The sequence below is a fragment of the Mesorhizobium sp. B3-2-1 genome (assembly GCF_006439515.1).
GTDB lineage: Bacteria > Pseudomonadota > Alphaproteobacteria > Rhizobiales > Rhizobiaceae > Mesorhizobium.
Map to the genome: position 1 here is coordinate 82,298 of NZ_VFTI01000017.1, position 22,428 is coordinate 104,725.

Below are 22,428 nucleotides of genomic sequence, written 5' to 3' on the forward strand. Positions count from 1 at the left end.
GCCGCCGCGCAACCGAATGCGCGGCGGCGCTGGTTTGCCATCGCATCGGCCCGGGAAGCGGAATCGATTTTCGGAAGGTTCGGTGCGAGATTTGAAGGCTGGAGCGCAATCGTCCGAGTGGACGGGCGTGCTCCGGATCAAGCGGGGCACCGATGCTGCGATACGTATTCCGGCGGCTTTTGACCGCCATTCCGACGCTGTTCGTCATCGTGACGCTGGCGTTCTTCCTGATGCGCGTCGCGCCAGGCGGTCCGTTCAACCAGGAGCGGGGTCTGAGCCCCGAGATCAAGGCCAATCTTGAAGCCCAGTTCGGCCTCAACGATCCGCTCTGGCTGCAATATGTCCACTATCTCGGCAATCTCTTACGCGGCAATTTCGGCCCGAGCTACAACATGCCGGACTTCACCGTCACCGAACTGTTTGCCAAGGGCCTGCCCATTTCCGTCCAACTCGGCTCCTCGGCGCTGATCCTGGCGCTGCTGCTCGGCAGCGTGCTCGGCACCATTGCCGCGCTCAACCAGAACAAGCTTGGCGACTATACGGTGATCGCCCTGGCGACCGCTGGCAGCACCATCCCCACCTTCGTTATCGCGCCGGTGATCCAACTCGTCTTCGGGCTGACCTGGAGGCTGTTGCCGATCGGGGGATGGGGCGACGGCGCCTTCATCAACAAGATCGGTCCGGTGCTGACGCTTGCTTTGCCGCAGATCGCCATCGTTGCCCGCCTGATGCGCGGCTCGATGATCGAATCGCTGCGATCCCATCATATCCGAACGGCCCGCGCGCTCGGCCTCTCCGACTGGTCGGTGGTGGTCAAGCACGCGCTGCGCGGCGCCATCCTGCCGATCGTGTCCTTCACCGGCCCGGCGGCGGCGGCACTGCTGACCGGCTCGGTCATCGTCGAGACGATCTTCTCCATTCCGGGCGTCGGCCGCTATTTCGTCGACGCTGCGCTCAACCGCGATTACACGCTGGTGATGGGAACGGTGGTGGTGATCGCCATTTTCACCATCGTCTTCAACCTGATCGTCGACGTCATGTACGCGGTCGTCGACCCGAGGGTGCGCTATGACTGACATCGCAGCCACGGCTCCCGCCATCGTTGGTCGTTCGCTTTGGGGCGATGCCTGGGCGCGCCTCAAGGCCAACCGCGCCGCCATGTTCAGTCTCTACTACCTCGTTCTGATCGGGTTCGTCAGCGTCTTCGGCCCCTGGTTCGTGCCGCATCAATACACGACCATCTACGCCGACTATGTGCGCATGCCGCCAAGCCTGTCGGCCTACCCGAAGCCCGATATGATCGAGACGGCGCTCACCGAAGCGATCAAACGTATGCGGGTCGACATCAAGGAGTGGCATCAGGAGGGCAATCAGGTCTTCGTCACGGTCAAGTCGACCAAGCCGATCGACGACCGCAACATCCGCTACCTCGACCGGTCCGATGCCTTCGACGACACCAAGATCGAGAGCAAGTCGCCGGACGGCCTCGAAGTGACGATGAGCGCATCGGTCAAGCAGCAGTATTTCCTGTTCGGAACCGACAACACCGGCCGCGATCTCTTGTCGCGCACGCTGATGGCCGGGCGCATCTCGCTTGCCATCGGCCTGCTCGCGGGCGTCGTGGCGGTGGTGATTGGTGTGATCTATGGCGCCGCCGCTGGCTTTTCCGGCGGCAAGGTCGACGAGGTGATGATGCGCATCGTCGATGTGCTCTATTCCTTGCCGTTCATCTTCTTCGTCATCATGCTGGTGGTGTTCTTCGGCCGCAACTTCGTGCTGATGTTCCTGGCGGTCGGTGCGGTGCTGTGGCTGGACATGGCGCGCATCGTGCGCGGGCAGGCGCTGTCGATTCGCCGGCAGGAATATGTCCAGGCGGCGGAAGCCATGGGGATCGGCCAGCGCGGCATCCTGCTGCGCCATGTCATCCCCAACCTGCTTGGCCCCGTGGTGATCTACATGACGCTGCTGGTGCCGCAGGTCATCATCCTGGAAAGTTTCCTGTCGTTCCTCGGTCTCGGCATCCAGGAGCCGATGACCAGCTGGGGCGTGCTGATCTCGGTCGGCGCCAAGAACATCGGCACTGCCAACTGGCTGCTCCTGTTTCCCGCCTTCTTCCTCGTCTCGACGCTGTTCGCCCTGAACTTCGTCGGCGACGGCCTGCGCGACGCACTCGACCCGAGGGATCGATAAAGATGGGGATCGCTGACATGGCCACTCCCGAAACGATCCTCAGCGTCAAGGACCTGCGCGTCCGCTTCCGCACGCTCGATGGCGCGGTCGAGGCGGTGAAGGGCATCAACATCCACGTCAACGCGGGCGAAACCGTTGCCGTCGTCGGCGAATCCGGCTCCGGCAAGAGCCAGACGATGATGGCGGCGATGAGCCTGCTGGCCTCCAACGGCGAAGCGTCGGGCCATGTCGACTATCGCGGCCGAAACTTGCTCACAATGAGCAAATCCGAGCTGAATAAGGTCCGCGGCCGCAAGATCAGCATGATCTTCCAGGAACCGATGACCTCGCTCGATCCGCTCTATTCGATCGGCAACCAGCTGATCGAGCCGATCCGCCGGCATCGGGGCCTGAGCGCCACAGAGGCGCATGAAGAGGCGCTCAAGCTGCTGCGGCTCGTCCATATTCCCGATCCGGAACGGCGGATGAAATCCTATCCGCACGAGATGTCCGGCGGCCAGCGCCAGCGCGTGATGATCGCCATGGCTCTCGCCAACGACCCCGACATCCTGATCGCCGACGAGCCGACGACGGCGCTCGACGTGACCATCCAGGCACAGATCCTGATGCTTCTGGCCGAGCTGCAGCGCAAGCTCGGCATGGCGATCGTCTTCATCACCCACGATCTTGGCATCGTTCGGCGCTTCGCCGACCGGGTCTACGTCATGCGCCAGGGCGAGGTCGTCGAGGAAGGCGAGGCGGAAGCGATCTTCGCCAACCCCCAGCATGCCTACACCAAGATGCTGCTGGCGGCCGAGCCGACGGGAACCAAGGCGCCTCCGCCAGCCAACGCGCCCGTGGTGCTCGAAGGCAGGAATGTCGAAGTCACATTCAGGATCGGCGGCGGGTTTCTCGCCGGTGAACCGCTGATGCTGCGTGCGGTCGATCACATCTCGATCCGGTTGCAACGCAACCAGACCATCGGCATCGTCGGCGAATCCGGCTCGGGCAAATCGACGCTCGGCCGCGCCTTGCTGCGGCTGTTGCCGAGCGATGGGCTCATTCGGTTCGGCGATCGCGACATTTCCACGGCCGACCGGCAGCAGATGCGGCCGCTGCGGCGCCAGATGCAGCTCGTCTTCCAGGATCCCTTCGGTTCGCTGTCGCCACGCATGACCGTCGGCCAGGTCATCACCGAAGGGCTGCTGGTGCATGAGCCGAACCTTTCGGGAAAGCAGCGCGACCAGCGTGCGGTCGAGGCCCTGCGCGAAGTCGGGCTCGACCCCAACGCCCGCAACCGCTACCCGCACGAATTTTCCGGCGGACAACGGCAACGCATCGCCATTGCCCGCGCCATGATCCTGAAGCCGAAGATGGTGGTGCTGGACGAGCCGACCTCGGCGCTCGACCGCTCGGTGCAGAAACAGATCGTGGAACTGCTGCGCAAGCTTCAGGCCGACCACGAACTGTCTTACCTGTTCATCAGCCACGACCTGGCGGTGGTGCGCGCCATGGCCGATTACATCATCGTCATGAAGCAAGGCAAGATCGTCGAGGAGGGGCCGACCGAGGCCATCTTCAGCAACCCGCAAGCGCCTTATACGCAGACGCTGATGAATGCCGCGATCGACGTCACGCGATTCCGGTTGAGCGCGTGATAAGCCACTGTAGGTGAGGCCTGTTCGCTCAGCCGGCCGCGCACTTGCGTGCGCGTACGGCGACAGCGGCATCCTGCTGTCGCTTCAACTGGTCGATCCTGGCCGTTTCACGATTGGCGACCGCCATCTTCACGCTCGTTCCGCCAAGCAGCCAACGCGGCACGCTGGTGTTGGCGACCTTGCCGCGGGTGATCGCGGCTTGCGAGATGTCGCTCGCGTTGCTTCCCACGGCGCTGTTGAGCTCCGTGCAGGTCATGCTCTCGTATTTGGCCGGATCGGCCGCCCTGCCCATCGATGAGCATCCGGCAACAAGAGACATCGCAGCCAGAAGAACCGGTGCCGACCCTGTCGTCGAGATCAAATTCATGTCCGCGTCCGGTTCGCCGTTTTACCGGCTCCCTCATATTCATCGATCAAACTAGGGCCGATGCCCATTTCGTCAAAGTTTGAACGGCCGGCCAGTGCTCGCGCTCGGCCGTCTATTCTATTCAATGTCATCGAAATTATTATGCTGCTTCGGCGGCCAATCCGTTCACGGGGACACAACCGCCGCCGAGCACCATTTGGGCAATATCGGTCGCGTTCTCGTCGACATGGGCCGTCACCAGCACAATCCCTTCGCCGACGCTTCGACGCTCAGGCCTTCCGGCGGCCGCGAGCCAGGCTCCGAGCAACCCGCCGAGGACGCAGCCGCAGAACGTGCCTGTCAGGGCTATCGCCGACAGGCCGGTCGTAAAAGGATTGATGCCGTGGACAGCAAAAGCGGCCAGGCATGCCAGCAGCCCGGCGGCAGCGCCAAGCATGACGGCGGGAGACTTCAGGACACGGATTTCGTCGTGGTAGGGCCCGATGATGACGATCTGTACGCGAGGAACCCCGGCCGCCAAAAGGTTGCCGGCGATCCGGGCTGCTTCGGAATGGGAGTCAAAAAGCCTGCTGATTGTTGGCATGGTCATTCAGGGCGTGTCGTGTCCGTCAGCACGTCGATGACGAAGGATGCGGCGATCAGATCGTCGCCATCGATCCGGCCCTGACCGTCCTCCATTACGGCCGCGACCTTTTGGAAGGTCTGGATTTCGCCCTCGGTGATGCGCGCGTCGCGCATCCTGCTCCTGAGATCTGCCACTCGCAGCTGCAAGGCATCGGATCTTGCGTTGTCACGATTCGAGATTGTGGTGGTCATCCATTTCCGCTTCGTTTTGATGGCCCTCGCGCCCAATCAACCGAACTTGGGGCGCGAGCAAACGTTCCAGGGATGGGCTTCGGTCTGGTGGGACGAGGGACTTAAGTCTTGCAGCAAGACGCAAGGTGCTTGCCGGCGCGGAGCCCGGACCGCGCATGAAGCGTGCGCGTGTAGCGTGCCAGGGAAAAGTCGTCTGGTGGCCAGGCTTGATCGAGAGCCGAGCCACCAGGCGGCGATCAGTAACCGCCGTTTTCCATTACCACCGGACGATGGTGGCGGTGAGTGGAGACGGAGCCGGTGACAACGACGGTATCTCGACGATGATGCCTACGCCCCTGGTCGTAGAAGGCGATGGTTCCGTGGTGACGGTGATGGAGCCGCTGGCCCTCCTCATTGATGATCCTGACGTGGTTATGATGTCGATGATGGGTCCTGATGACAACGTCAGCCTCGGCGGCCGAAGCCAGGGTGGGCAATCCCACCGAAAGCGCCAAAGCGCAAATGATCATTGTTTTCATTGCAATTTCTCCAATGCCTTGATTAGCCCTTCGTTGGATACAACTGCTGCTGATCTCTTTGGTTCCGGGTTTCGCGGGACAACCGGGACCTGGGGCAACGCGAAGGGCCGGCCATCGCATCGCGCGACCAGACCTGGAGAAAAATCGCAATATTCGGCGGTAGACTCCTGCGGTTCCTAGCTCAGGGATGATCGCGCCATTTCGAAATCCTGTCAGCGGCGGAACATTAGGTAAAACTAATGGTTTTATCTCGACAGCAGGCATCACGGTTTGAGGTCCGCTGAAGATCAGCAGGCAAAGGCTGATCGGCCCGCGTCCTCGGCCAGAGGCGCGGGCTCATCGAGCAACAGGAGAGAGATCATGAACAATATAATTTGGCTCGTGGGAGCGGTGGTCATCGTGATAGCGATATTGAGCTTTTTCGGCCTCCGCTAGGCGACGACGCACACCGCGCGCCCCGTCGGAGTGTGATCAGTGACAGCGAACGCCCCCGCGGATTGACCGGCACGATGGGAGGAACTTCGTTGCCCATGCGTCGTGAGAGGAAAGGGATTTCGTGTCCGTTTCCTGTCCCGAAGGAACAGGCATCAGCCCGGACCAGAGCTCTATCTCAGGTGAATCTAGGGTGGCGCCAGTCGGGATGCGCTAACACATTGTATTTTCTGGTCGGAGTGGCAGGATTTGAACCTGCGACCCCCTCGTCCCGAACGGGCGGGTTGACCAGCAAAAGCCCGGATTTCCGCCATTTCTGATGGCGTCCGAAGGCCAATGTTCACGTTTATTTCCGGTATATCTGTGGGGTAACTGTGGGGTAGGCGGAAACGTTCTCCTTCTGTGCTGTGAGCATTCTGCCTGTGGTTTTGGGCAGGTTTCGCAACCGCGACTTGGAGACGATTGCCTCGGCGGCTTGGGCCTGAAAATCGGGGTGATGATGGCCATAAGTCTGAATGAGCACTTGAACGCTCATGCCGAGGTATCCGGCCGCCGCCCAGGGGTCGGAACCCTGCTGCATTAGCCAGGTAGCCGCCGTGTGGCGGAACACGTGCGGGGTGATATCGGTGCGGAAGACGCACCGGACGCTACCGTGCGGTGAGAGCGACCAGGATGAAGCGCGCGACGTGGCGTGCGGTGCGACGATCGCTTGGCCTTCCCTTCCACGACTGGCGCATGCGCCACGCGGCGCGAAGCAGGGCGGCTGCCTCGTCACGGGTCAGCCAGCGGTCGCGCGGTGCTGCTTTCGCGGGCAGCACAATTGCTGGCGCAGAACTTACATAGCCCTCCCGATGATAATTGTTCAGCGCCGCTCTCAAATCCTCCAGCTGACGCCTGGCGGCAGCGCCGTTGCCGTGTGCCTTGGCGTAATCGCGGCACATCTTGCCATCGATGTCACCGATTTTTGTGTCGCCAAACCACGTTAGCACAACGATCAGCCGGTCGGCGGTTTCTTTCGGCTTGGCGTGCGACGGCGCGACGTCGGTAAGGTATACACTTACGGCGTCAGCTACCGGGACCGTGGCGGGATCACGACCGCGCTCGCGGGCCGGCCGATATTTTTCCGTGATGTGACTGGCGAGCCGCTTTTCAGCGCGTTCGCGGTCGCCAGTGCCGCCACAAGCGCTGATGAAGGTTGCGCCATCGCGGATGAACCAGCCGGCTGCGTTGCGCAGCTTTCCGTCCGCCCTTCTGCTTTCGGCACGCCAGACGAGGCGCGCCCCTTTCGACGTCCGCGGCATAGCTCTCTCATTTTTGCGATCGCCGCCAAAGTGACGTATTCCTTGCCTGCGATCAACTCTGTCTGAAGACGGCCAGCATCTCGTTCTTTTCGCAGACCTGCCGCCCCCATAGAGCCGTCCGGAAAGGCGATATCGGCAGCTATGTTGAGCCGTAGCGGCGTGTCGTCGTCCAACTGCTCTTGGATCGTCATGGCTTGCCTTTCCGCACGCGCAGAAGAATTAAGCTGCGCGCAACTGTTGAGGACTATGCCTCTGCGATGGATCCGACACCGATCAGTAAGCCGCTCGATCGCGCGATCTGGCCGGCAGTCGACCCCGACCATTGGACAATCGCTCTCGACCCTTTGGCGAAGGGACCGGTCCGAGACGACTTCTCACCGCGAGGCGATTATCTGACCGGAAATGTAAGGGCATGAGAGCGATCTGTGAACGGGATCAAATCGCTCGTGCGGTGATTGGGACCCTCTGGCGTTAAAAACGGCGGGATCCACCATGATGTGCGGGCAGTCTCGCGATGCGACGAGTGCCGGCACTCAGGCCTCCGGCCTCATGAGGTGCCTCGGGGTGGGCTCCCCTCCTGCTGGGGATTCCCGATCTTCGAAAATCGAGAGTGAGAGTGCGAGCGGTTTTTTCGTGACGGGTAGAGAGCCGGAGGAGAGGCCTCCGACGCCCGTCGCGGAGAACCGCGATGTCCTATCAAAGCAATCGAGCCCGCGTCGTTGCCGACCGGACCAACCTCTATGACGACATCACCAACAAGATTATCGCCGAGTTGGAGGCAGGTCGTTTCCCTTGGGTCCAGCCGTGGGGGACCGCCGCCGCGAAGGCGCCGCTGTGTTTGCCGAAGAACGCCAGCACCGGCAGAGCCTATAGTGGGATCAACGTGCTCATCCTCTGGGGCGCCGTCATCGAGCGCGCCTATCGGACGCAAAGCTGGCTGACCTTCCGACAGGCACAAGTGCTCGGTGGGAATGTCCGGAAAGGCGAGCATGGCACCACTATCGTCTATGCGGATCGCTTTATCCCGAACGATGAGAAGAAGCGCGCTGGCGAGACCGGCGAGGATGCCAGGGCGGTTCCATTCCTCAGGCGCTTCACTGTCTTCAACATCGAGCAATGTGAAGGTTTGTCCGAGGAAGTGGAAGTTTTGCCGCCACTCCCGGACGCCGGATTGATCGAGCCTCGGCTCAAGGCGCTGATCAAAGGCACCGGCATCGAATTCCGTATCGGCGGGAACAATGCCTTTTATGTGCCGGCAAGAGACTACGTTCAGGTGCCGCCCCCGCAAGCCTATTTCGAGCCGATCAACTGGCATCGCACAGCGCTGCATGAGCTTGGTCATGCCACAGGTCATGCCTCACGCCTCGCCCGCGATTTCTCCGGCTCCTTTGGGACGAAGAAATATGCGTTCGAGGAACTCGTTGCCGAGATCAACGCAGCTTTCTGCTGCGCCGCGCTCGGCATCGTGCCCACGGTACGGCATGCTGACTACATCGGCTCCTGGCTCGAGGTGCTGCGCGAAGACAATCGCGCCATCGTGCGCGCCGCCAGCCAGGCCAGCAAGGCGGCCGACTGGCTTCTCGGCCATTTGACCGAGGATACCGTGCTGCCGAGATTCCGTCGGCTTCGCCACCGAGGATTTTTCGGCGCTGCGCTATGTCCGCGACCAGTTCCAGGCGACCGGCCTCTACGAGGAGTTCGACCTGCTCGCCGATCCCGACGAGCCGCGCGACCTGTTCGGCATGCTGCTCAGAGCAGCGATGCAGCCGGCGGCTTGAGCAGCGTCCTATAGGCAAGGTCAATCGCTCGCTCGGTGGTAGGGCCAGCTTCGTCGATTTATTGCCGCTCAAGCCGCCCATCGTCATCTCCTAATGCCCGCTTGGTCAAAGAGCGGCTTGATCGCAACGGGCGACGAGATCGCAGAGATTGCGGCGAGGCGCTCGGCGCGTCACTGGCAAATCCGACTAGGAGGCGTGGAAGCTTCCCGTGGTTGATGCCGATTGCGCTCACGTGGCTTTCTCTCTGAAGTCGGACCCAAGGCAGCCTTATCTCCTCGCCCAATCCTGTCGTTACGAGCAACACCGATAGCGGTCTCTTCGATTGGTGTTTCTGGTCTGAAGGACGGCTTCGCCTCGGTCGCCTGTGACGCAACGGCACATCGCGACTTTCTTCCCCTGCCGGCTGCGCCGTCATTCCTCGCGCAACAACAAAGTCGCTCCCGTGCCGTCCTCCGCTTCGCTTCGGCCCTTGGTGCGCCGGCGATCGCCTTCGGCCTTGCGACCACCATCGAGACCGCAATGGTGCGGCTCGAAGCAGACAGGATCAAGGAGAACTATCATGGCTACCATCGGCACCTTCAAGAAGTCCGGCAACAACGAGTTCACCGGCGAAATCATCACCCTCAGCGTCCAGGCCCGAGGCGTCCGCATTGTCCCCGAAACCCGCGCCAACGGCGAAAACGCCCCCAGCCACCGCGTCTTCGTCGGCCGTGCCGAGATAGGCGCCGCCTGGTCCAAGCAGTCCAACGAGGGCCGCGACTATCTCGGCCTCAAGCTCGACGATCCGAGCTTCACCGCCCCGATCTTCGCCAACCTCTTCAATGACGAGGACGGTGAGGGCTTCAGCCTGATCTGGTCCCGCCCAAGCCGCCGCAACGCGGAATAGGGACCCCCATCAGAGGTTCCGCCCGGACCGTCCGGGCGGAACCTCACCCGCCAAATCAAAGCCGCGGAGACCCGGGCGGCGGCGATGCCGGCATAGCATCGTGTGATGCTCTCGTAGCGGCTCCGCAGCCACAGTGACATCTGTAAGAATTGTGTTTTACGTCTCGCCGGTGGGGGAGTGCACATCATGATTGAGCCGTTCGACGACACCGCGCCAACGGGCGACGAACTCACCGACTACGATCGCCGCCACATCAAGCTCTACATGCGCTTGTTTGACGCCGACTCCGACGGCGCCGATTGGCGCGAGGTGGTCAGGATCCTCTTCGGGATCGATCCGAAAGAGGAGCCGCGGCGCGCGCGACAGGTTCATGACAGCCATCTGGCGCGGGCGCGCTGGATGACCAGAACCGGCTACCGCCATCTCCTGCGCAAGACCGACACCTAAGGGAACACCGACACCTAGGGAACATTGTCGCCCGGGTGATGCTGAAAAAGCATCACGCGATGCCTCTCCAGAGTCTTCCGCTAATCGCAATCGCCCGGAATCGATTCAGGCACGACTTGCAGCCTGATGAGGACCGCACGATGAAGCCGGATACGTCGCGTTGGCGGGACAACACCAGCTACGACTTCTTCGACAGCTTACCAGTCGAAGGGCTGGCCTGGGAGTGTCTGCGCCGTTGGAATTCGTATCAACGGTTCTACGTGGCGCTGGCCCGTTCGGGAGCAGAGACGCAGCCGTTTCCAACAGAAGCGCAGAAACGCTGGGGGTTGCGATTTCGCAGCTCGCCCCGACCTGTCCGCATTGATGCAAGACGTTCTGTGGTCGCCTCTTGCCGACCCCGCGGTGCTGGCCCTGGTGCCTTCACCGGATTTCCTGTCATCCGACCCTCCCATGGCGCTCACAGGGATCAGTGCTCGCCATGACAGTCCGCAGGGGTCGCACGCCATCCATGACAGTTGCATCGCAACACAGCTTCTCCTCTTTCCAGGCGGCGAAGCGAGTTGTCCCCGCGCGGCTTTGATACCGCTGGATTCCGAGACCTTGGGGCGGGTCGAGGCTCTGGTCCGTTTCTGGCGCGGCTATAGCAGGCGGCCTGTGCCACGCGATACGCGAATGACTGTTCAGCAGAGGCGCCGTCTGCGCTTGATGATGCGGGCCGCCGACGGTAGCACGAACGGCGCCAGCTATCGTGAAATCGCGAGCGCTTTCTATGGGATGGGGCGTGTTGCCTCCAATCCCTGGAAAACCTCGTCGCTTCGCAGCGCCGTGATCGGTCTGGTCAAGGGCGGAAAAGCCATGATCGCCGGCGGCTATCTGCAATTGCTGCGCCATCGCAAGCGCTCCTAGCGCTCTCGGGGGTGGGAATATTGCGCCCCCCGATCTTCCCCATCCCCTGCGAAGCCGCCCTTCCGCCACAGTGGTCGCCGCCCACCGCTGAACACCAGCGGTTCTCAAAACCCTACGGAGGCTCGATACATGCGACCAGACCTAGCCGTTTTGCCGCCGCGCTTTCTGCGCACCAAGGAAGCTGCCGACTTCCTCAGCCTGTCGTCCCGCATGCTTGAGAAACACCGTACTTACGGCACCGGTCCTGGCTATCGCAAGCTCGGCGGCCGTGTCGTCTACGCCGTGGACGATCTCCAGGCCTGGGCTGAGCGCGGCGCGGTGATCTCCACTTCGGACCCACGCGGATCTGTGCTTCCGGCCAAGCGCCATCCATCAGCGGCGCCAACGCCTGCCGGACGGTTTGGGCGCTGACCTGAGCCGGCGCGAAGGCGCCGCGGGTCCACCACGCCGGCATCACTTCAGCAACCGCATCACGCGGCTCTTCCCCGCGAAATCAGGAGACAGCCAAATGGGCCCTGTCGTCGACTTCCGTTCAGGCCGATCGGTGATCAGCGCGATCGACGAAGACGGCTTGACCCACGTCGAATTGACGTGGGTCAAGAAGAAGATCGAGTACTGGATCCGCTTCGGTTCGGTCGCCCAGGAGAAGATTCTCGACCGCCACCGGCGCATTGTCTCGTTTCATTCTGGCACCGTTTTTGCCTTCGTTCGCTGGGCCGCGAACGACTTCGGTAGGATCATTTCCCGCATCGACATCGTGCGCGCTGTTGCCGAAGGCGAAGCACACCAGACGCTGCCTTTCGTGCGACCTGGCGGCGACATCCTGCTCAGGTCTGAGGGCTGGCCCAGGGTGGAGCGGGTGTTGCAGATGATCGATGGCATCGAGCAACTCGGCATCGATCCGGAAGCGGTCTCGACTGATCACTGGCGCCATGTCCACAACCGATTGACTGCGGGACAGGAGCCACGCGCCTATACGTTGGATCTTCACCGCGCCCACTTGCTCCGGCGGCGGGTCCAGCCATGACGCGGCCCGCAATCTTCCTCGCGACGGTGCTGGCGACGACGGCCATGCTCTGTCCCGCGTTCACCGCGGTGTCGCCAAGGCTCATCTGGAACGCTTCAGCCAGCACGCCAATCGGCCTGTACATGATCGAAGGCGGGGTGCCGCTTTCGGCGAACGATCTCGTTGCCGTTGAGCCGCCCGAACCGCTCGCAACATTGCTTGCCGACCGTGGCTATTTGCCGAAGGGCGTGCCGCTCATCAAGCACATCCTTGCGGTTTCAGGCCAAACCGTGTGCCGGAAAGAGCTGGTCATTTCAGTCGATGGCACCGACGTCGGTATGGCGCTCAAACGCGATCGCGCCGGTCGCGATCTGCCGGATTGGCATGGCTGCCGGCGCATTCCCGTCGGCGCCGTTTTCCTGATGAACAGCCATGTCCGCGACAGCTTCGACGGACGCTATTTCGGCCTCCTTCCCACCGATCACATCATCGGCCGCGCGGTTCCGCTGTGGACGGACGAGCAGAACGACGGCCGCTTCCAATGGCGTGCGCCAGCGCGGTGAGCGCGCCACTGGCGGTGCCCTCGGTGCCGTCTGATCGTCGCCGCGACAACAAAGACAGGAGACAAGAAATGCCACAGATCGGCGAGTTCATCAGCCATCAGACCGGGTATTCGGGACGAATCCGCACGCTCAGCCTGAACCTCGAGATTGCGATCGTCGCGGCCGAAGCGAACGAGACAGACAATGCGCCCGACTATCGTGTGCACGCCGGTGGCGAAGACGGCATCGCAATCGGCGCCGGTTGGAAACACTCCAGCGAAAAGGCGGGAGAGTTCATATCGCTGCAGATAGACGACCCGACTTTCGCGCAGCCCATCCGCGCCTATCTGTTCCAAAACGGCGCTGACAAAAAATCTTGGTCTTTGCAGTGGTCGCGTCTGCGTGACCGCGTCGAGAAGGACTAGGCGATGTTGGCGCGCCGTCGGCCGACGAGCCAATTGCGAACGCCTGTGTTGACTCGCGCTATCCGACGTTCAGCTCTGTTAGTGCTTGCCGGGCTCTGCTTCAACTGCGTCGTTCCCGCAATTGCACCGGCGCACAGCCCGCCAGTCGCCACGTCGACGGCGCGCGGTCCCTACGAGACCCACATAGCGGAAGCGGCGCGCCGCTTCCGCCTTCCAGCGGCCTGGATCCGTGCCGTGCTTGGCGCCGAGAGCGCCGGCGATCAACGCGCCACATCGCGCAAGGGTGCCATGGGTCTGATGCAGATTGTGCCCAACACCTGGTCCGACCTGCGCGCACGGTATCGCCTTGGCCGCGATCACTACGATCCGCACGACAACATCATCGCGGGCTCGGCCTATATCCGCGAGTTGGTTGATCGCTATGGATCGCCCGGCTGGATTGCTGCGTATAATGCCGGCCCAGGCCGCTACGAGGCGTCGCTGCGGGGCAGGTGGCTGCCTCGCGAGACGCGTGCTTACGTTGCCGTCGTTGCATCCGCCATACTCAACGACGGTGCACCGAAAGCTCTCAGTCCGGCAGCCACAGCGCAGCACGGCTGGAAGGACGCTCCGCTCTTCGCCGTGCAGCCTGTCAGCAAGCCGGACGATGGTTCGATGCAGCTGGAGCGTTCCCGCAATGATCCTTCGAAGGCTGTGCCTACAGAAGGATTGGCTGACGCTACGCCGCGATCGACCGGTCTGTTCGCGCCGCAAGCGAGCGAAAGGTCCGCGCAGTGAGCTTCCTCAACGCGCTTCGCACCATTTTGTGCTCCAGAGTGCCATGGCGCGCGGGGAGGGAAGATGCAGGCAACACGACCGAGGGATGGCAAGATAAAAGCCCGCACATTGTGCACCGGCCGGTCGGTTGTTTTTGGGGGATTTTCAAGTGCCATGCGCACATTGCGACCGTTCGGCGCAATGTGCATCGAACGCCCAACACTTTGTATCCTCATCCTCTTTTCCACGTTGCAGGATAGCGGCATGGCCGATGAGCGCGAGCTTCGCATTCGACCCGGACGCATTCGTTCCAACCGCGGTCAAGCTGCGAGACCGTTCATCGCACAGGCACTGGCTGCGGCGAAGAAGGCCGGTGGAAGCATCTCCCGCAGCGGTCAAATCAGTCCTGGCAATCGATCTCGCTTCGGCCGAGGCCGGATCGCCAACGTCCAGGCCAACCGTTTGTTGACCGGCCGCTCGCGCGTGACAGTCATCAAGACCCGGGTGGTTCGTCACTCCGCACGCTCCGTGCCGCTGACCGCGCATCTCAGCTACGCTGCGGCGCGAGGGCGTGACCCGTGAGAGGGAACAGCCCCGCATGTTCGGCCCCGAGACCGATGACGCGAACGTCAAGGAATTTGCCGAGCGCTGCGATGGCGATCGCCACCATTTCCGCTTCATCGTCTCGCCGGAGGACGCCACGGAAATGGCTGATCTCAAATCCTTCAGCCGCGACCTGATGAGGCAGATGGAGAAGGATCTCGGCTCGAAGCTCGATTGGGTCGCGGCAGACCACTGGAACACCGACAATCCCCATATCCATGTCATCTTGCGTGGCCGCGCCGATGACGGGCGGGATCTGGTAATCTCACGCGACTATATCAAGGAAGGCATGCGCGCGCGCGCTGCCGATCTCGTTACGCAGGAACTTGGGCCGCGTTCCGATCTCGACATCCGCCGCAATTTGCAGCGGCAGATCGAAGCCGAACGCTGGACCCAGCTTGACCGGCAGCTGCTCCGCGACCTTTCCCACACCGGCTTCATCGATCTTGCCCCATATGCTCATAGGCCACCCGACGAGTATCACGTGCAGAAGATCGGCCGCCTGCGCAAGCTCCAAGCCCTTGGACTTGCCGATCAGCTCGCGCCAGGCCAATGGGTGATTGACGAACGGGCCGAGACGACTTTGCGTGAGCTCGGCGAGCGCGGCGACATCATAAAGCGAATGCATCGCGCGTTGACCGAGCGCGGGATCGAGCGTGGTTCGGGCAATTATGTTTTGGCCGCCGAAAGCCTCGATACACCCATTGTCGGTAGGCTGCTCGATCGCGGTCTCGACGACGAGTTGAGCGGCACTGCTTATGCCGTGGTCGACAGCGTTGACGGACGCACGCACCACATCAGACTTGGCGATCTGGAGGCAACCGGCGACGGGCCGCCGGGGTCGATCGTCGAACTGCGCACGTTCGAGGATGCGAGAGGCCAGCGGCGGGTCGCGCTCGCCGTCCGCTCCGATCTTGGTGTGCAAGAACAAATCACGGCAACAGGAGCAACCTGGCTCGATCGCCAGGCCATCGCGCGCGAGCCTGCCGCCTTGAGCGCAGCCGGCTTCGGCGCCGAGGTTCATCAAGCCATGGAACAGCGGGCCGATTACCTGGCCGGCGAAGGCTTTGCGAAACGTCTCGGCGGGCGCGTCGTTTTCAGCCGCGACCTGATCGAGACGCTGCGCCGCAGGGAACTCGAACGGGTTGGTGAGAAACTTGCAGCCGAGACCGGCCAGCCCTTCAATCGCGCCGCCGGCGGTGACTATGTAGCGGGCGCCTATCGCCAGCGGATCGTCCTGGCCTCGGGCCGCTTCGCCATGCTCGACGACGGCCTCGGCTTCCAGCTCGTGCCGTGGACGCCCTCGCTCGAAAAGCATCTCGGCCAGCATGTCTCCGGTGTCGCTCGCGATGACGGCGGCATCGACTGGAACTTTGGTCGCAAAAGGGGACTCGGCCTCTAACGCATCCAAGAAAGGACCCTGCCATGTCCGCCACGAAAATCCTTTGGGGCCAGATACTCACTGTCTGCTTGATAGTGCTGTTGACGATCTGGACGGCGACGCAATGGACGGCATGGAGGCTGGGCTTCCAGGCCCAACTCGGTCCGCCCTGGTTCGAGCTCGCCGGTTGGCCCGTGTACTATCCACCCGCTCTGTTCTGGTGGTGGTATTTCTACGATGCCTACGCCGCTGACATCTTCGTGGAAGGCGGGTTGATTGCCGTGTCCGGCGGCTTCCTTTCGATCATTGTCGCGATCGCCATGTCGGTGTGGCGCGCACGCGAAGCCAAGAATGTCCAGACCTATGGTTCGGCGCGGTGGGCGGACAGGAAGGAGGTGGAGACTGCAGGGCTGCTCGGCGCCGACGGGGTGGTGCTCGGGCGCTATGACCGCCACTACCTCCGCCACGATGGGCCCGAGCATGTGCTGTGCTTCGCTCCGACCCGGTCGGGGAAGGGTGTCGGCCTAGTGGTGCCTTCGCTGCTAACCTGGCCGGGGTCGGCGATCGTCCACGACATCAAGGGTGAGAACTGGCAACTCACCGCCGGCTTCCGCGCCGTGCACGGTCGTGTGCTGCTTTTCGATCCGACCAATTCGAGATCGTCGGCCTACAATCCTCTCCTGGAAGTTCGCCGCGGCGAATGGGAGGTTCGCGACGTCCAGAACATTGCCGACATTCTGGTTGATCCGGAAGGCAGCCTTGAGAAGCGCAACCACTGGGAAAAGACCAGCCACGCGCTTTTGGTCGGCGCGATCCTTCACGTTCTTTACGCCGAGAAGGACAAGACCCTGGCCGGTGTCGCCGCCTTCCTCTCTGATCCGAAACGCCCGATTGAGACTACGCTGGCGGCAATGATGAAGACGCCTCTCGGCGAGGCGGGTCCACATCCGGTCATTGCGAGTGCGGCGCGCGAACTACTCAACAAATCCGACAACGAACGCTCCGGCGTGCTTTCCACCGCGATGTCCTTCCTCGGTCTCTACCGTGACCCTGTCGTGGCAGAGGTGACCCGGCGCTGCGACTGGCGGATCAGCGACATCGTGGGCGGCAAACAACCGGCAACGCTCTATCTTGTCGTGCCTCCCTCGGACATCAATCGGACCAAGCCGCTCATTCGTCTTATCCTCAACCAGATCGGGCGTCGCCTGACCGAGGACCTGCATACGAAGACCAGCCGTCACCGGTTGCTGCTCATGCTGGACGAGTTTCCGGCACTTGGCCGCCTCGACTTCTTCGAGTCGGCCTTGGCCTTCATGGCAGGCTACGGGCTGAAGAGCTTCCTCATCGCGCAGTCGCTGAACCAGATCGAGAAGGCCTACGGCCCGAACAACTCGATCCTCGACAACTGCCATGTTCGTGTGAGCTTTGCCACCAACGATGAACGGACAGCCAAGCGTGTGTCCGACGCGCTCGGTACGGCAACCGAAATGCGGGCGATGAAGAACTATGCCGGCCATCGGCTGTCGCCCTGGCTCGGACATCTCATGGTGTCGCGGCAGGAGACGGCCCGCCAGTTGCTGACCCCTGGAGAGATCATGCAGCTTGCCCCGACCGACGAGATCGTGATGGTGGCGGGCACTCCGCCGATCCGGGCGAAGAAGGCACGTTACTACGAAGATCCCCGTTTTCGGGACCGCGTCTTGCCGCCACCCGAACTGGCCCGATCCGAAAAGGGCGATCTTGACGACTGGACCCGATTGCCGGCCCCAACCAGCACAGAGGTTGCCGAAAGTGCAGGAACGCCCCCGCAGGACGACGGAGATCCAACGGAGTCCGAGCGGCGACTGCAACCCGAACTCAATCGTTCGCGTCCAGTAGAAAAAATGGCTCCGATCGACAATGAGTTCGAGGTCGAGCCGCCCGACGACAGCGACGAAGACGAAGCTGTCCGCAATCGACGCCTGGCTCGCCTCATGCAGGGCGTGGCGCGGCAGGTTTCGCTCGATCCCGATGACGGCATGGATTTGTAGGCGCCATGACCAGTCGAAAGAAGAAAGTGCAGATCTCTGTCTATCTCGATCAGGCGGTCATGGGGATGCTTGCGGACTACGCGGCGCGGCGTGAACAGTCCCAGTCCATGATTGCGGAGGCCGCCATCGCGTCATTCCTGTCGCCGGATGCCGATGAGCGTCGCGAGGCGGCGATCGTCAAGCGCCTCGACCAGGTCGACAGGCGGGTCGCCCGGCAGGAGCGCGATATCGGCATCGCGGTCGAGACACTCGCCGTGTTCGTCCGCTTCTGGCTCGCGACCACGCCAGCCTTGCCGGAACCCGCCGCCCAGGCGGCCCGCGCCAAGGTGGCCGAACGCTACGAAGCCTTCGTCACGGCCTTGGGCAGGCGCCTGGCGAAGGGCCCGAAACTGCGCCAGGAGATTTCGGAGGACGTCAATCCGATCGACGATAATGGCATGCAATGAAGGGCGATGGGTGTCTTCGTCATCATCATGGCGGCCGGCACCGCGAAGGGCAACGTCGGCGACGATGCCGATGATGATGATCAGCACAACGATGAGCAAAGCTCGCAGCCGTGACGCCTTTGGTCATCGTCACGCCATCAACGATGATTGTATCTACGTGGATTGAGGCGTTCGGTCGCTTTGCATTTCTTCTTTGCCGACTTGATCAACTTGCGTCAGCAAGCAAAAGCGCTCGCTTGCCTATTGCCGACCTGACTGACCCGACAAGCTGTTCGGGAAAGCCGCGCCGCAATTTGGAGATCACGGCCTCGGTCTGCTTCTCCGCGTTTGCGGCAATGTCTTCGAAAATCCTGCGCATGACGGGCGTCCCCACGCCCGCAACGTCAGCGGTCTGCATGAAGTGGCGGGGCATAATCTCATGCACCGAATAGTGCCGGCTCTTGCCGACTGACATTGCCAGCTTGAATTTCTTGCGGGGAATCTGTCCGGCATCAAGGCTGGGCTGCGCTGTCAGTACGTCGTAGAGGGGCGTCATGCGAAACCGTCCGCCAGGGCTGAGAAAGATACTGAAGTTCTTGGCATGGCCGTCGGTTGCGCCAATCAGCCAGAATATTATGCAAGCGCGCAAGAAGACGGCGATGTCGTCTTCAGGCGTGTCACTGCCCTTCAGAAGCTCGACAATCTGAGCGATGCCAGGACCGCCCTCGGACTGATATTTGCGCGTGGGCGGCACTGATAGCGCTTGGCAGATATCCTCCTGCGGCAGGCGCAGGAGGCGGCCGTCACGGGCCCACAGCCTGTCGAAGCGCTCGACGATCAGCGTGCGGCGCTCCCCGAAATCAGCGATCTCTGCCCGGGCCGCAGGAACGCCGAACGCCTCGAGCAGCTTGAGGCACAGATACTCGTTCTCAACGCTATTGGATAGGTCGATGCCGTTGGGCAACCGGCCGATCTGCGGTTTCAGGATGTGGGTGGTCGCGGCCGTGCCTATCGGCTTGAACCAGCGTCCGTCAGTGTGCAAGAGCGCCGTCTTTTCCTGGGCACCTGCGATCGAGATGCGGAAATCCTCGTCCTCGCCAAGACCGAGAGGAGCGGCAGCGAGGTTCTTGATCATCTCGGCGATCTCTCTGTTGCTGACCGGCTTGCCATCGCTGCTGCCGGTATTGCCGGGATCGATGCCATCGGGCAGAAACTGCAGCGCGCCGACGCAGTCATGACCGACGGCGGCGAGCATGCTGTAGGCGTCAGTGCCTTCCGCGCCGACGCGTTCGGCAACGCGCTTGCGGATGGCTTCATTGTCGGGAAGCAGGTTGTCGAAGACATTGATCACAGGCGCGCCGATATAGCGGTCCTCGCGCAAAGGGAGCGAGAGCGACACTGGGAAGGTGCTGCGCCAGTCCAGCCATTCGCCGGCGTATTGGAAGTCTATTGCGCCCGTCGGTTCTCTGCGCAGCACGCCCACCAGGCGCCCGTTCAGAAAGACATTCAGCGGTGCGTGCACCGGCCGCCGCGCCATCAGAACAGATCCTCGATGTCAGCGGCGCTGCCTTTGCTGCGCGCGCGAACGACGAGCTCAAGATCGAGAGCGGAGAGAGCCGCCATCAACGTGCGGAGCTGCACCGCCGGCTCGCCGGCTTCGAGGCGGGACACCGTGCCTTGGCGCAGGTGAATCTGGTTGCCAAGCGCCCCTTGCGTGAGATCGGCTTGCCTGCGGGCGCGACGCAGGATGGCGCCGAGTTGCTTTTCATTGCGAGCGATCTGGTCGGTCATTGTAGCCTCCAAGCACCTGCATACGCGATGGCGTATAAAATGTCAATATACGCGATCGCGTTTAAAGCAAGGATATACGCGCTACCGTATAAAATATAGATATACGCGATCGCGTGTGGTGTTCGACAACGACTCTCATAGAGCCGCCTTGCGGCGGTCCCCTTGAATAGGAAGAATGAGCGAGGCGCGCGACAGCCGTTGTAGCCAGCCGGTCAAGGGTGGGCTTGGGTGTCCCTCACCCGCCCAACGGCTCATGCCTGTCTCCTCTCAACTCACCGACTCGACCGCAGAGGCGTTCTCAGGAGGGCGATAGCGGCACCGCCGTTCTCCTGTATTTGTACGCCACGCTAAGGCCATGCACGGAGAATGGTCTTTTGGAGCATCGAAAGCATTGTTGAACCCGAAACGCTCGAGCCCTTTTAGTGTAGCGCCAAAGCCAAAGATCGGGCGTGACCCTCACCCTGCTGATCTTCACGTCGGCAGACAGATCGCGGCAGTTCGAGTACTGTCGGACGTATCGCAGGCTCAGCTTGCCCGATCGATAGGCGTCAGCGTCCAACAGCTACAAAAATACGAGAACGCAAGGAATCGCGTCAGTGCGTCCATGATTACGAGATTGGCAAGTCGCTGGGCGTCCCCGCCAGTCGCTTTTTCGAAGGTCTTTCGGAGGATGGCGAGACCGACTGTGAGGCTTCCCCTCTGCCACCCGATGAGCGCATTGGCTTCATTGCCAGCTCAGAAGGTCAGCGGCTGATCTTACGTTTCATACTACTGCCTCCACGGGTACGCGCCAGGTTATCTGCCCTGATCACTGCGATCGGGGAAGAATTGACCGTCCCTCAATGACGAATGACAGCGAGGCTGGGTGCGGAAAGACTCATCGCCATCGCGCCAAAATTGCGCCAAGGGCGCCGGTGATGTGATCTTTTCGCTGCTCAGTGAAGACGCCGTTTCCGGATCGCTGCTGCCGGGCAGTAAACGACCCCCCTTCCAACCATATACAATGGCCGACCGTCGCCGACTGGCCCGGAGCTGTTGACGACGAAACACAAAAGCCGCCACTCCAGGTTCGCCCTTTGTACCTCGAAAGTCGCATAAAAAGGCAGTGTGGAATTCTGACGTTCAGTCGGAAGCCTCGCCATCACGGTGTCATCGAAGCCCTGGTGACGTCGGTCCGATAACGATCGCCTGCTTGTTACCGAATACCATCGTTGCGGCCGAAACACGACCAGGCTATTGCTTAGGGAGCCGATCCAGCAGTGCGCGGACGTGTATGGCATTGTGATGGAACATTCGGCAGCATCCGCCCCGAAGGTAACTCGCGCGCAACGCCACATCTTGCAACATGGCCGTCCCTCCGTCAAAGTGGCGCCATGTCGGTATCGCAATCTGCAGCGGGGCGCGCACTTGCGCCGCGCCGCCACGATGAAATCCTGAGACGTCTCGCTGCAGTCGGCTCGGTCGGGATCACCGATCTTGCCAATTTCTTCCACGTGTCGCGGGAGACGATCCGCCGCGACCTGAAACATCTGGCCGATCGAGGTCAGCTCGACATCGTCCATGGCGGGGCCACGCTGTTCGAGGCGACCGAACCGGCGCTCAACGAACGCAGCCAGGAGAATGCGGCCGGCAAGGCCGTGATTGGTCGGACCGCGGCCGGCCTTGTCGAGGATGGCATGGTGGTCTTCCTCGATTCAGGCACCACCACACTCGCCGTTGCGCACGCGCTGCACCGCCGGCAAAGCCTGACGATCTGCACGACCAGCTTGTCGATCGCGCTGCATATGTGTCGCCAGCCCAATGTGCGCGTTCATATGCTGGGCGGTGAGATCGACCCGGCCGAAGAAGCGGCCATCGGTATCGATGCGCTGGAGGCGATCAGCCGCTTTCGTGTTGACGTAGCATTTCTTGGTGGCGGCGGGCTGTCGCCTGACGGCGAGGTCACCGACTTCACGCGCAACGGCGCCGAGCAGCGCTCGCGCATGGTGGCCACGGCCAGTAAGGCTTATTTCGTGCTCGACAATTCGAAATTCGGGCGTCTGACGCCGCTGCGCATTCCACGCTTCGAACTGGCGGCAGGCGTCATCGTTGATGTACCGCCGCCCTCCTCCACCATCGAGGCGCTGGAGCGCAAAGGGCCAAAGCTCATAGTCGGCACTTAATGTGATTATTTGTTGCATTTTGTGTTGAT

Annotated in this window: 23 protein-coding genes and 3 pseudogenes; 18 read left to right on the plus strand and 8 right to left on the minus strand. The window is 62.0% G+C overall.

Annotated features, from left to right (window positions below):
* Nucleotides 1–152: 152 nt before the first annotated feature.
* From FJW08_RS18615 to FJW08_RS18625, 3 genes are read left to right on the plus strand one after another with little or no spacing between them, the layout of a single operon-like run.
* Nucleotides 153–1,076 (plus strand): ABC transporter permease subunit, encoded by a 924-nt coding sequence (locus FJW08_RS18615; protein WP_140762985.1) that lies wholly within the window; start codon nucleotides 153–155, stop codon nucleotides 1,074–1,076.
* On the plus strand, nucleotides 1,069–2,190 hold the full coding sequence (locus tag FJW08_RS18620; protein ID WP_140762982.1) for an ABC transporter permease subunit: 1,122 nt from the start codon (nucleotides 1,069–1,071) through the stop codon (nucleotides 2,188–2,190). The genes FJW08_RS18615 and FJW08_RS18620 overlap by 8 nt, the downstream gene beginning before the upstream one ends.
* Before the next feature lie 17 nt (nucleotides 2,191–2,207).
* Nucleotides 2,208–3,827, plus strand: coding sequence for an ABC transporter ATP-binding protein (locus tag FJW08_RS18625; RefSeq protein ID WP_140811802.1), 1,620 nt, complete (start codon nucleotides 2,208–2,210; stop codon nucleotides 3,825–3,827).
* A 28-nt stretch (nucleotides 3,828–3,855) separates the two neighbouring features.
* On the opposite strand, the gene FJW08_RS18630 is transcribed toward FJW08_RS18625, so the two are convergent.
* The 5 genes from FJW08_RS18630 to FJW08_RS32415 form a co-directional block, all read right to left on the minus strand.
* The gene (locus FJW08_RS18630; protein ID WP_318013008.1) at nucleotides 3,856–4,119 is read right to left on the minus strand and encodes a hypothetical protein; all 264 of its coding nucleotides are present in this window, start codon (nucleotides 4,117–4,119) and stop codon (nucleotides 3,856–3,858) included.
* A 214-nt stretch (nucleotides 4,120–4,333) separates the two neighbouring features.
* Complete coding sequence (locus FJW08_RS18635; RefSeq protein WP_246682425.1) at nucleotides 4,334–4,714, minus strand: hypothetical protein; 381 nt, start codon at nucleotides 4,712–4,714, stop codon at nucleotides 4,334–4,336.
* Nucleotides 4,715–4,779: 65 nt separating this feature from the next.
* The gene (locus FJW08_RS18640; RefSeq protein WP_181178760.1) at nucleotides 4,780–4,998 is read right to left on the minus strand and encodes a hypothetical protein; all 219 of its coding nucleotides are present in this window, start codon (nucleotides 4,996–4,998) and stop codon (nucleotides 4,780–4,782) included.
* Nucleotides 4,999–5,246: 248 nt separating this feature from the next.
* Nucleotides 5,247–5,528 carry a hypothetical protein gene (locus FJW08_RS18645; protein WP_140762970.1) on the minus strand — a complete coding sequence of 94 codons (282 nt, stop codon included), beginning with the start codon at nucleotides 5,526–5,528 and terminating at the stop codon, nucleotides 5,247–5,249.
* A gap of 1,079 nt (nucleotides 5,529–6,607) precedes the next feature.
* Nucleotides 6,608–7,261, minus strand: coding sequence for a hypothetical protein (locus FJW08_RS32415; RefSeq protein ID WP_181182965.1), 654 nt, complete (start codon nucleotides 7,259–7,261; stop codon nucleotides 6,608–6,610).
* A gap of 688 nt (nucleotides 7,262–7,949) precedes the next feature.
* Between FJW08_RS32415 and FJW08_RS18655 the strand changes: the two are divergent.
* Nucleotides 7,950–8,846 (plus strand): annotated as a pseudogene (locus FJW08_RS18655) (zincin-like metallopeptidase domain-containing protein); the annotation flags it as partial.
* 28 nt (nucleotides 8,847–8,874) lie between these two features.
* Nucleotides 8,875–9,039 (plus strand): annotated as a pseudogene (locus FJW08_RS33370) (ornithine cyclodeaminase); the annotation flags it as partial.
* A gap of 411 nt (nucleotides 9,040–9,450) precedes the next feature.
* Here the strand turns inward: FJW08_RS33370 and FJW08_RS32420 are convergent.
* Complete coding sequence (locus FJW08_RS32420; protein ID WP_181178824.1) at nucleotides 9,451–9,600, minus strand: hypothetical protein; 150 nt, start codon at nucleotides 9,598–9,600, stop codon at nucleotides 9,451–9,453.
* On the opposite strand from FJW08_RS32420, the gene FJW08_RS18670 reads away from it, so the two are divergent.
* The 12 genes and pseudogenes from FJW08_RS18670 (at nucleotide 9,599) to FJW08_RS18725 (ending at nucleotide 18,467) form a co-directional block, all read left to right on the plus strand.
* Nucleotides 9,599–9,925, plus strand: a complete 327-nt coding sequence (locus FJW08_RS18670; RefSeq protein WP_140811804.1) for a DUF736 domain-containing protein — start codon at nucleotides 9,599–9,601, stop codon at nucleotides 9,923–9,925. The two genes, FJW08_RS32420 and FJW08_RS18670, sit on opposite strands and share 2 nt — an antisense overlap.
* A 186-nt stretch (nucleotides 9,926–10,111) precedes the next feature.
* Nucleotides 10,112–10,372 carry a DUF2285 domain-containing protein gene (locus FJW08_RS18675; protein WP_181182966.1) on the plus strand — a complete coding sequence of 87 codons (261 nt, stop codon included), beginning with the start codon at nucleotides 10,112–10,114 and terminating at the stop codon, nucleotides 10,370–10,372.
* A 140-nt stretch (nucleotides 10,373–10,512) separates the two neighbouring features.
* On the plus strand, nucleotides 10,513–10,854 hold the full coding sequence (locus FJW08_RS32970; RefSeq protein ID WP_224616667.1) for a DUF6499 domain-containing protein: 342 nt from the start codon (nucleotides 10,513–10,515) through the stop codon (nucleotides 10,852–10,854).
* Nucleotides 10,736–11,278 carry a DUF2285 domain-containing protein gene (locus FJW08_RS18685; protein WP_140811806.1) on the plus strand — a complete coding sequence of 181 codons (543 nt, stop codon included), beginning with the start codon at nucleotides 10,736–10,738 and terminating at the stop codon, nucleotides 11,276–11,278. Before FJW08_RS32970 ends, FJW08_RS18685 begins: the two co-directional genes overlap by 119 nt.
* A 129-nt stretch (nucleotides 11,279–11,407) precedes the next feature.
* Entirely contained in the window at nucleotides 11,408–11,689 is a 282-nt protein-coding gene (locus tag FJW08_RS18690) for a helix-turn-helix domain-containing protein (RefSeq protein ID WP_140811807.1), read from the plus strand.
* Nucleotides 11,690–11,786: 97 nt separating this feature from the next.
* Entirely contained in the window at nucleotides 11,787–12,305 is a 519-nt protein-coding gene (locus FJW08_RS18695; protein ID WP_140811808.1) for a DUF2840 domain-containing protein, read from the plus strand.
* Nucleotides 12,302–12,847: a S26 family signal peptidase gene (locus tag FJW08_RS18700; protein ID WP_140811809.1), complete on the plus strand. Its 546-nt coding sequence runs from the start codon at nucleotides 12,302–12,304 to the stop codon at nucleotides 12,845–12,847. The genes FJW08_RS18695 and FJW08_RS18700 overlap by 4 nt, the downstream gene beginning before the upstream one ends.
* Nucleotides 12,848–12,915: 68 nt before the next feature.
* On the plus strand, nucleotides 12,916–13,251 hold the full coding sequence (locus tag FJW08_RS18705) for a DUF736 domain-containing protein (protein ID WP_140765246.1): 336 nt from the start codon (nucleotides 12,916–12,918) through the stop codon (nucleotides 13,249–13,251).
* 81 nt (nucleotides 13,252–13,332) lie between these two features.
* Nucleotides 13,333–14,028: a lytic transglycosylase domain-containing protein gene (locus FJW08_RS18710; protein WP_246682426.1), complete on the plus strand. Its 696-nt coding sequence runs from the start codon at nucleotides 13,333–13,335 to the stop codon at nucleotides 14,026–14,028.
* A 243-nt stretch (nucleotides 14,029–14,271) separates the two neighbouring features.
* Nucleotides 14,272–16,012 (plus strand): annotated as a pseudogene (locus FJW08_RS18715) (DUF3363 domain-containing protein).
* A gap of 23 nt (nucleotides 16,013–16,035) precedes the next feature.
* Nucleotides 16,036–18,021, plus strand: coding sequence for a conjugal transfer protein TraG (locus FJW08_RS18720; RefSeq protein ID WP_140811811.1), 1,986 nt, complete (start codon nucleotides 16,036–16,038; stop codon nucleotides 18,019–18,021).
* Nucleotides 18,022–18,026: 5 nt separating this feature from the next.
* A complete protein-coding gene (locus FJW08_RS18725) occupies nucleotides 18,027–18,467 on the plus strand; it encodes a CopG family transcriptional regulator (protein WP_140811812.1) in 441 nt (146 codons plus the stop codon).
* Nucleotides 18,468–18,672: 205 nt separating this feature from the next.
* Here the strand turns inward: FJW08_RS18725 and FJW08_RS18730 are convergent, their stop codons facing one another.
* Both FJW08_RS18730 and FJW08_RS18735 read right to left on the minus strand, forming a co-directional pair.
* The gene (locus FJW08_RS18730; protein WP_140811813.1) at nucleotides 18,673–19,983 is read right to left on the minus strand and encodes a type II toxin-antitoxin system HipA family toxin; all 1,311 of its coding nucleotides are present in this window, start codon (nucleotides 19,981–19,983) and stop codon (nucleotides 18,673–18,675) included.
* The gene (locus FJW08_RS18735; protein WP_140765258.1) at nucleotides 19,983–20,237 is read right to left on the minus strand and encodes a helix-turn-helix domain-containing protein; all 255 of its coding nucleotides are present in this window, start codon (nucleotides 20,235–20,237) and stop codon (nucleotides 19,983–19,985) included. The genes FJW08_RS18730 and FJW08_RS18735 overlap by 1 nt, the downstream gene beginning before the upstream one ends.
* A gap of 1,373 nt (nucleotides 20,238–21,610) precedes the next feature.
* Here FJW08_RS18735 and FJW08_RS18750 point away from each other — a divergent pair.
* Nucleotides 21,611–22,399, plus strand: coding sequence for a DeoR/GlpR family DNA-binding transcription regulator (locus FJW08_RS18750; RefSeq protein ID WP_140811815.1), 789 nt, complete (start codon nucleotides 21,611–21,613; stop codon nucleotides 22,397–22,399).
* Nucleotides 22,400–22,428 lie beyond the last annotated feature (29 nt).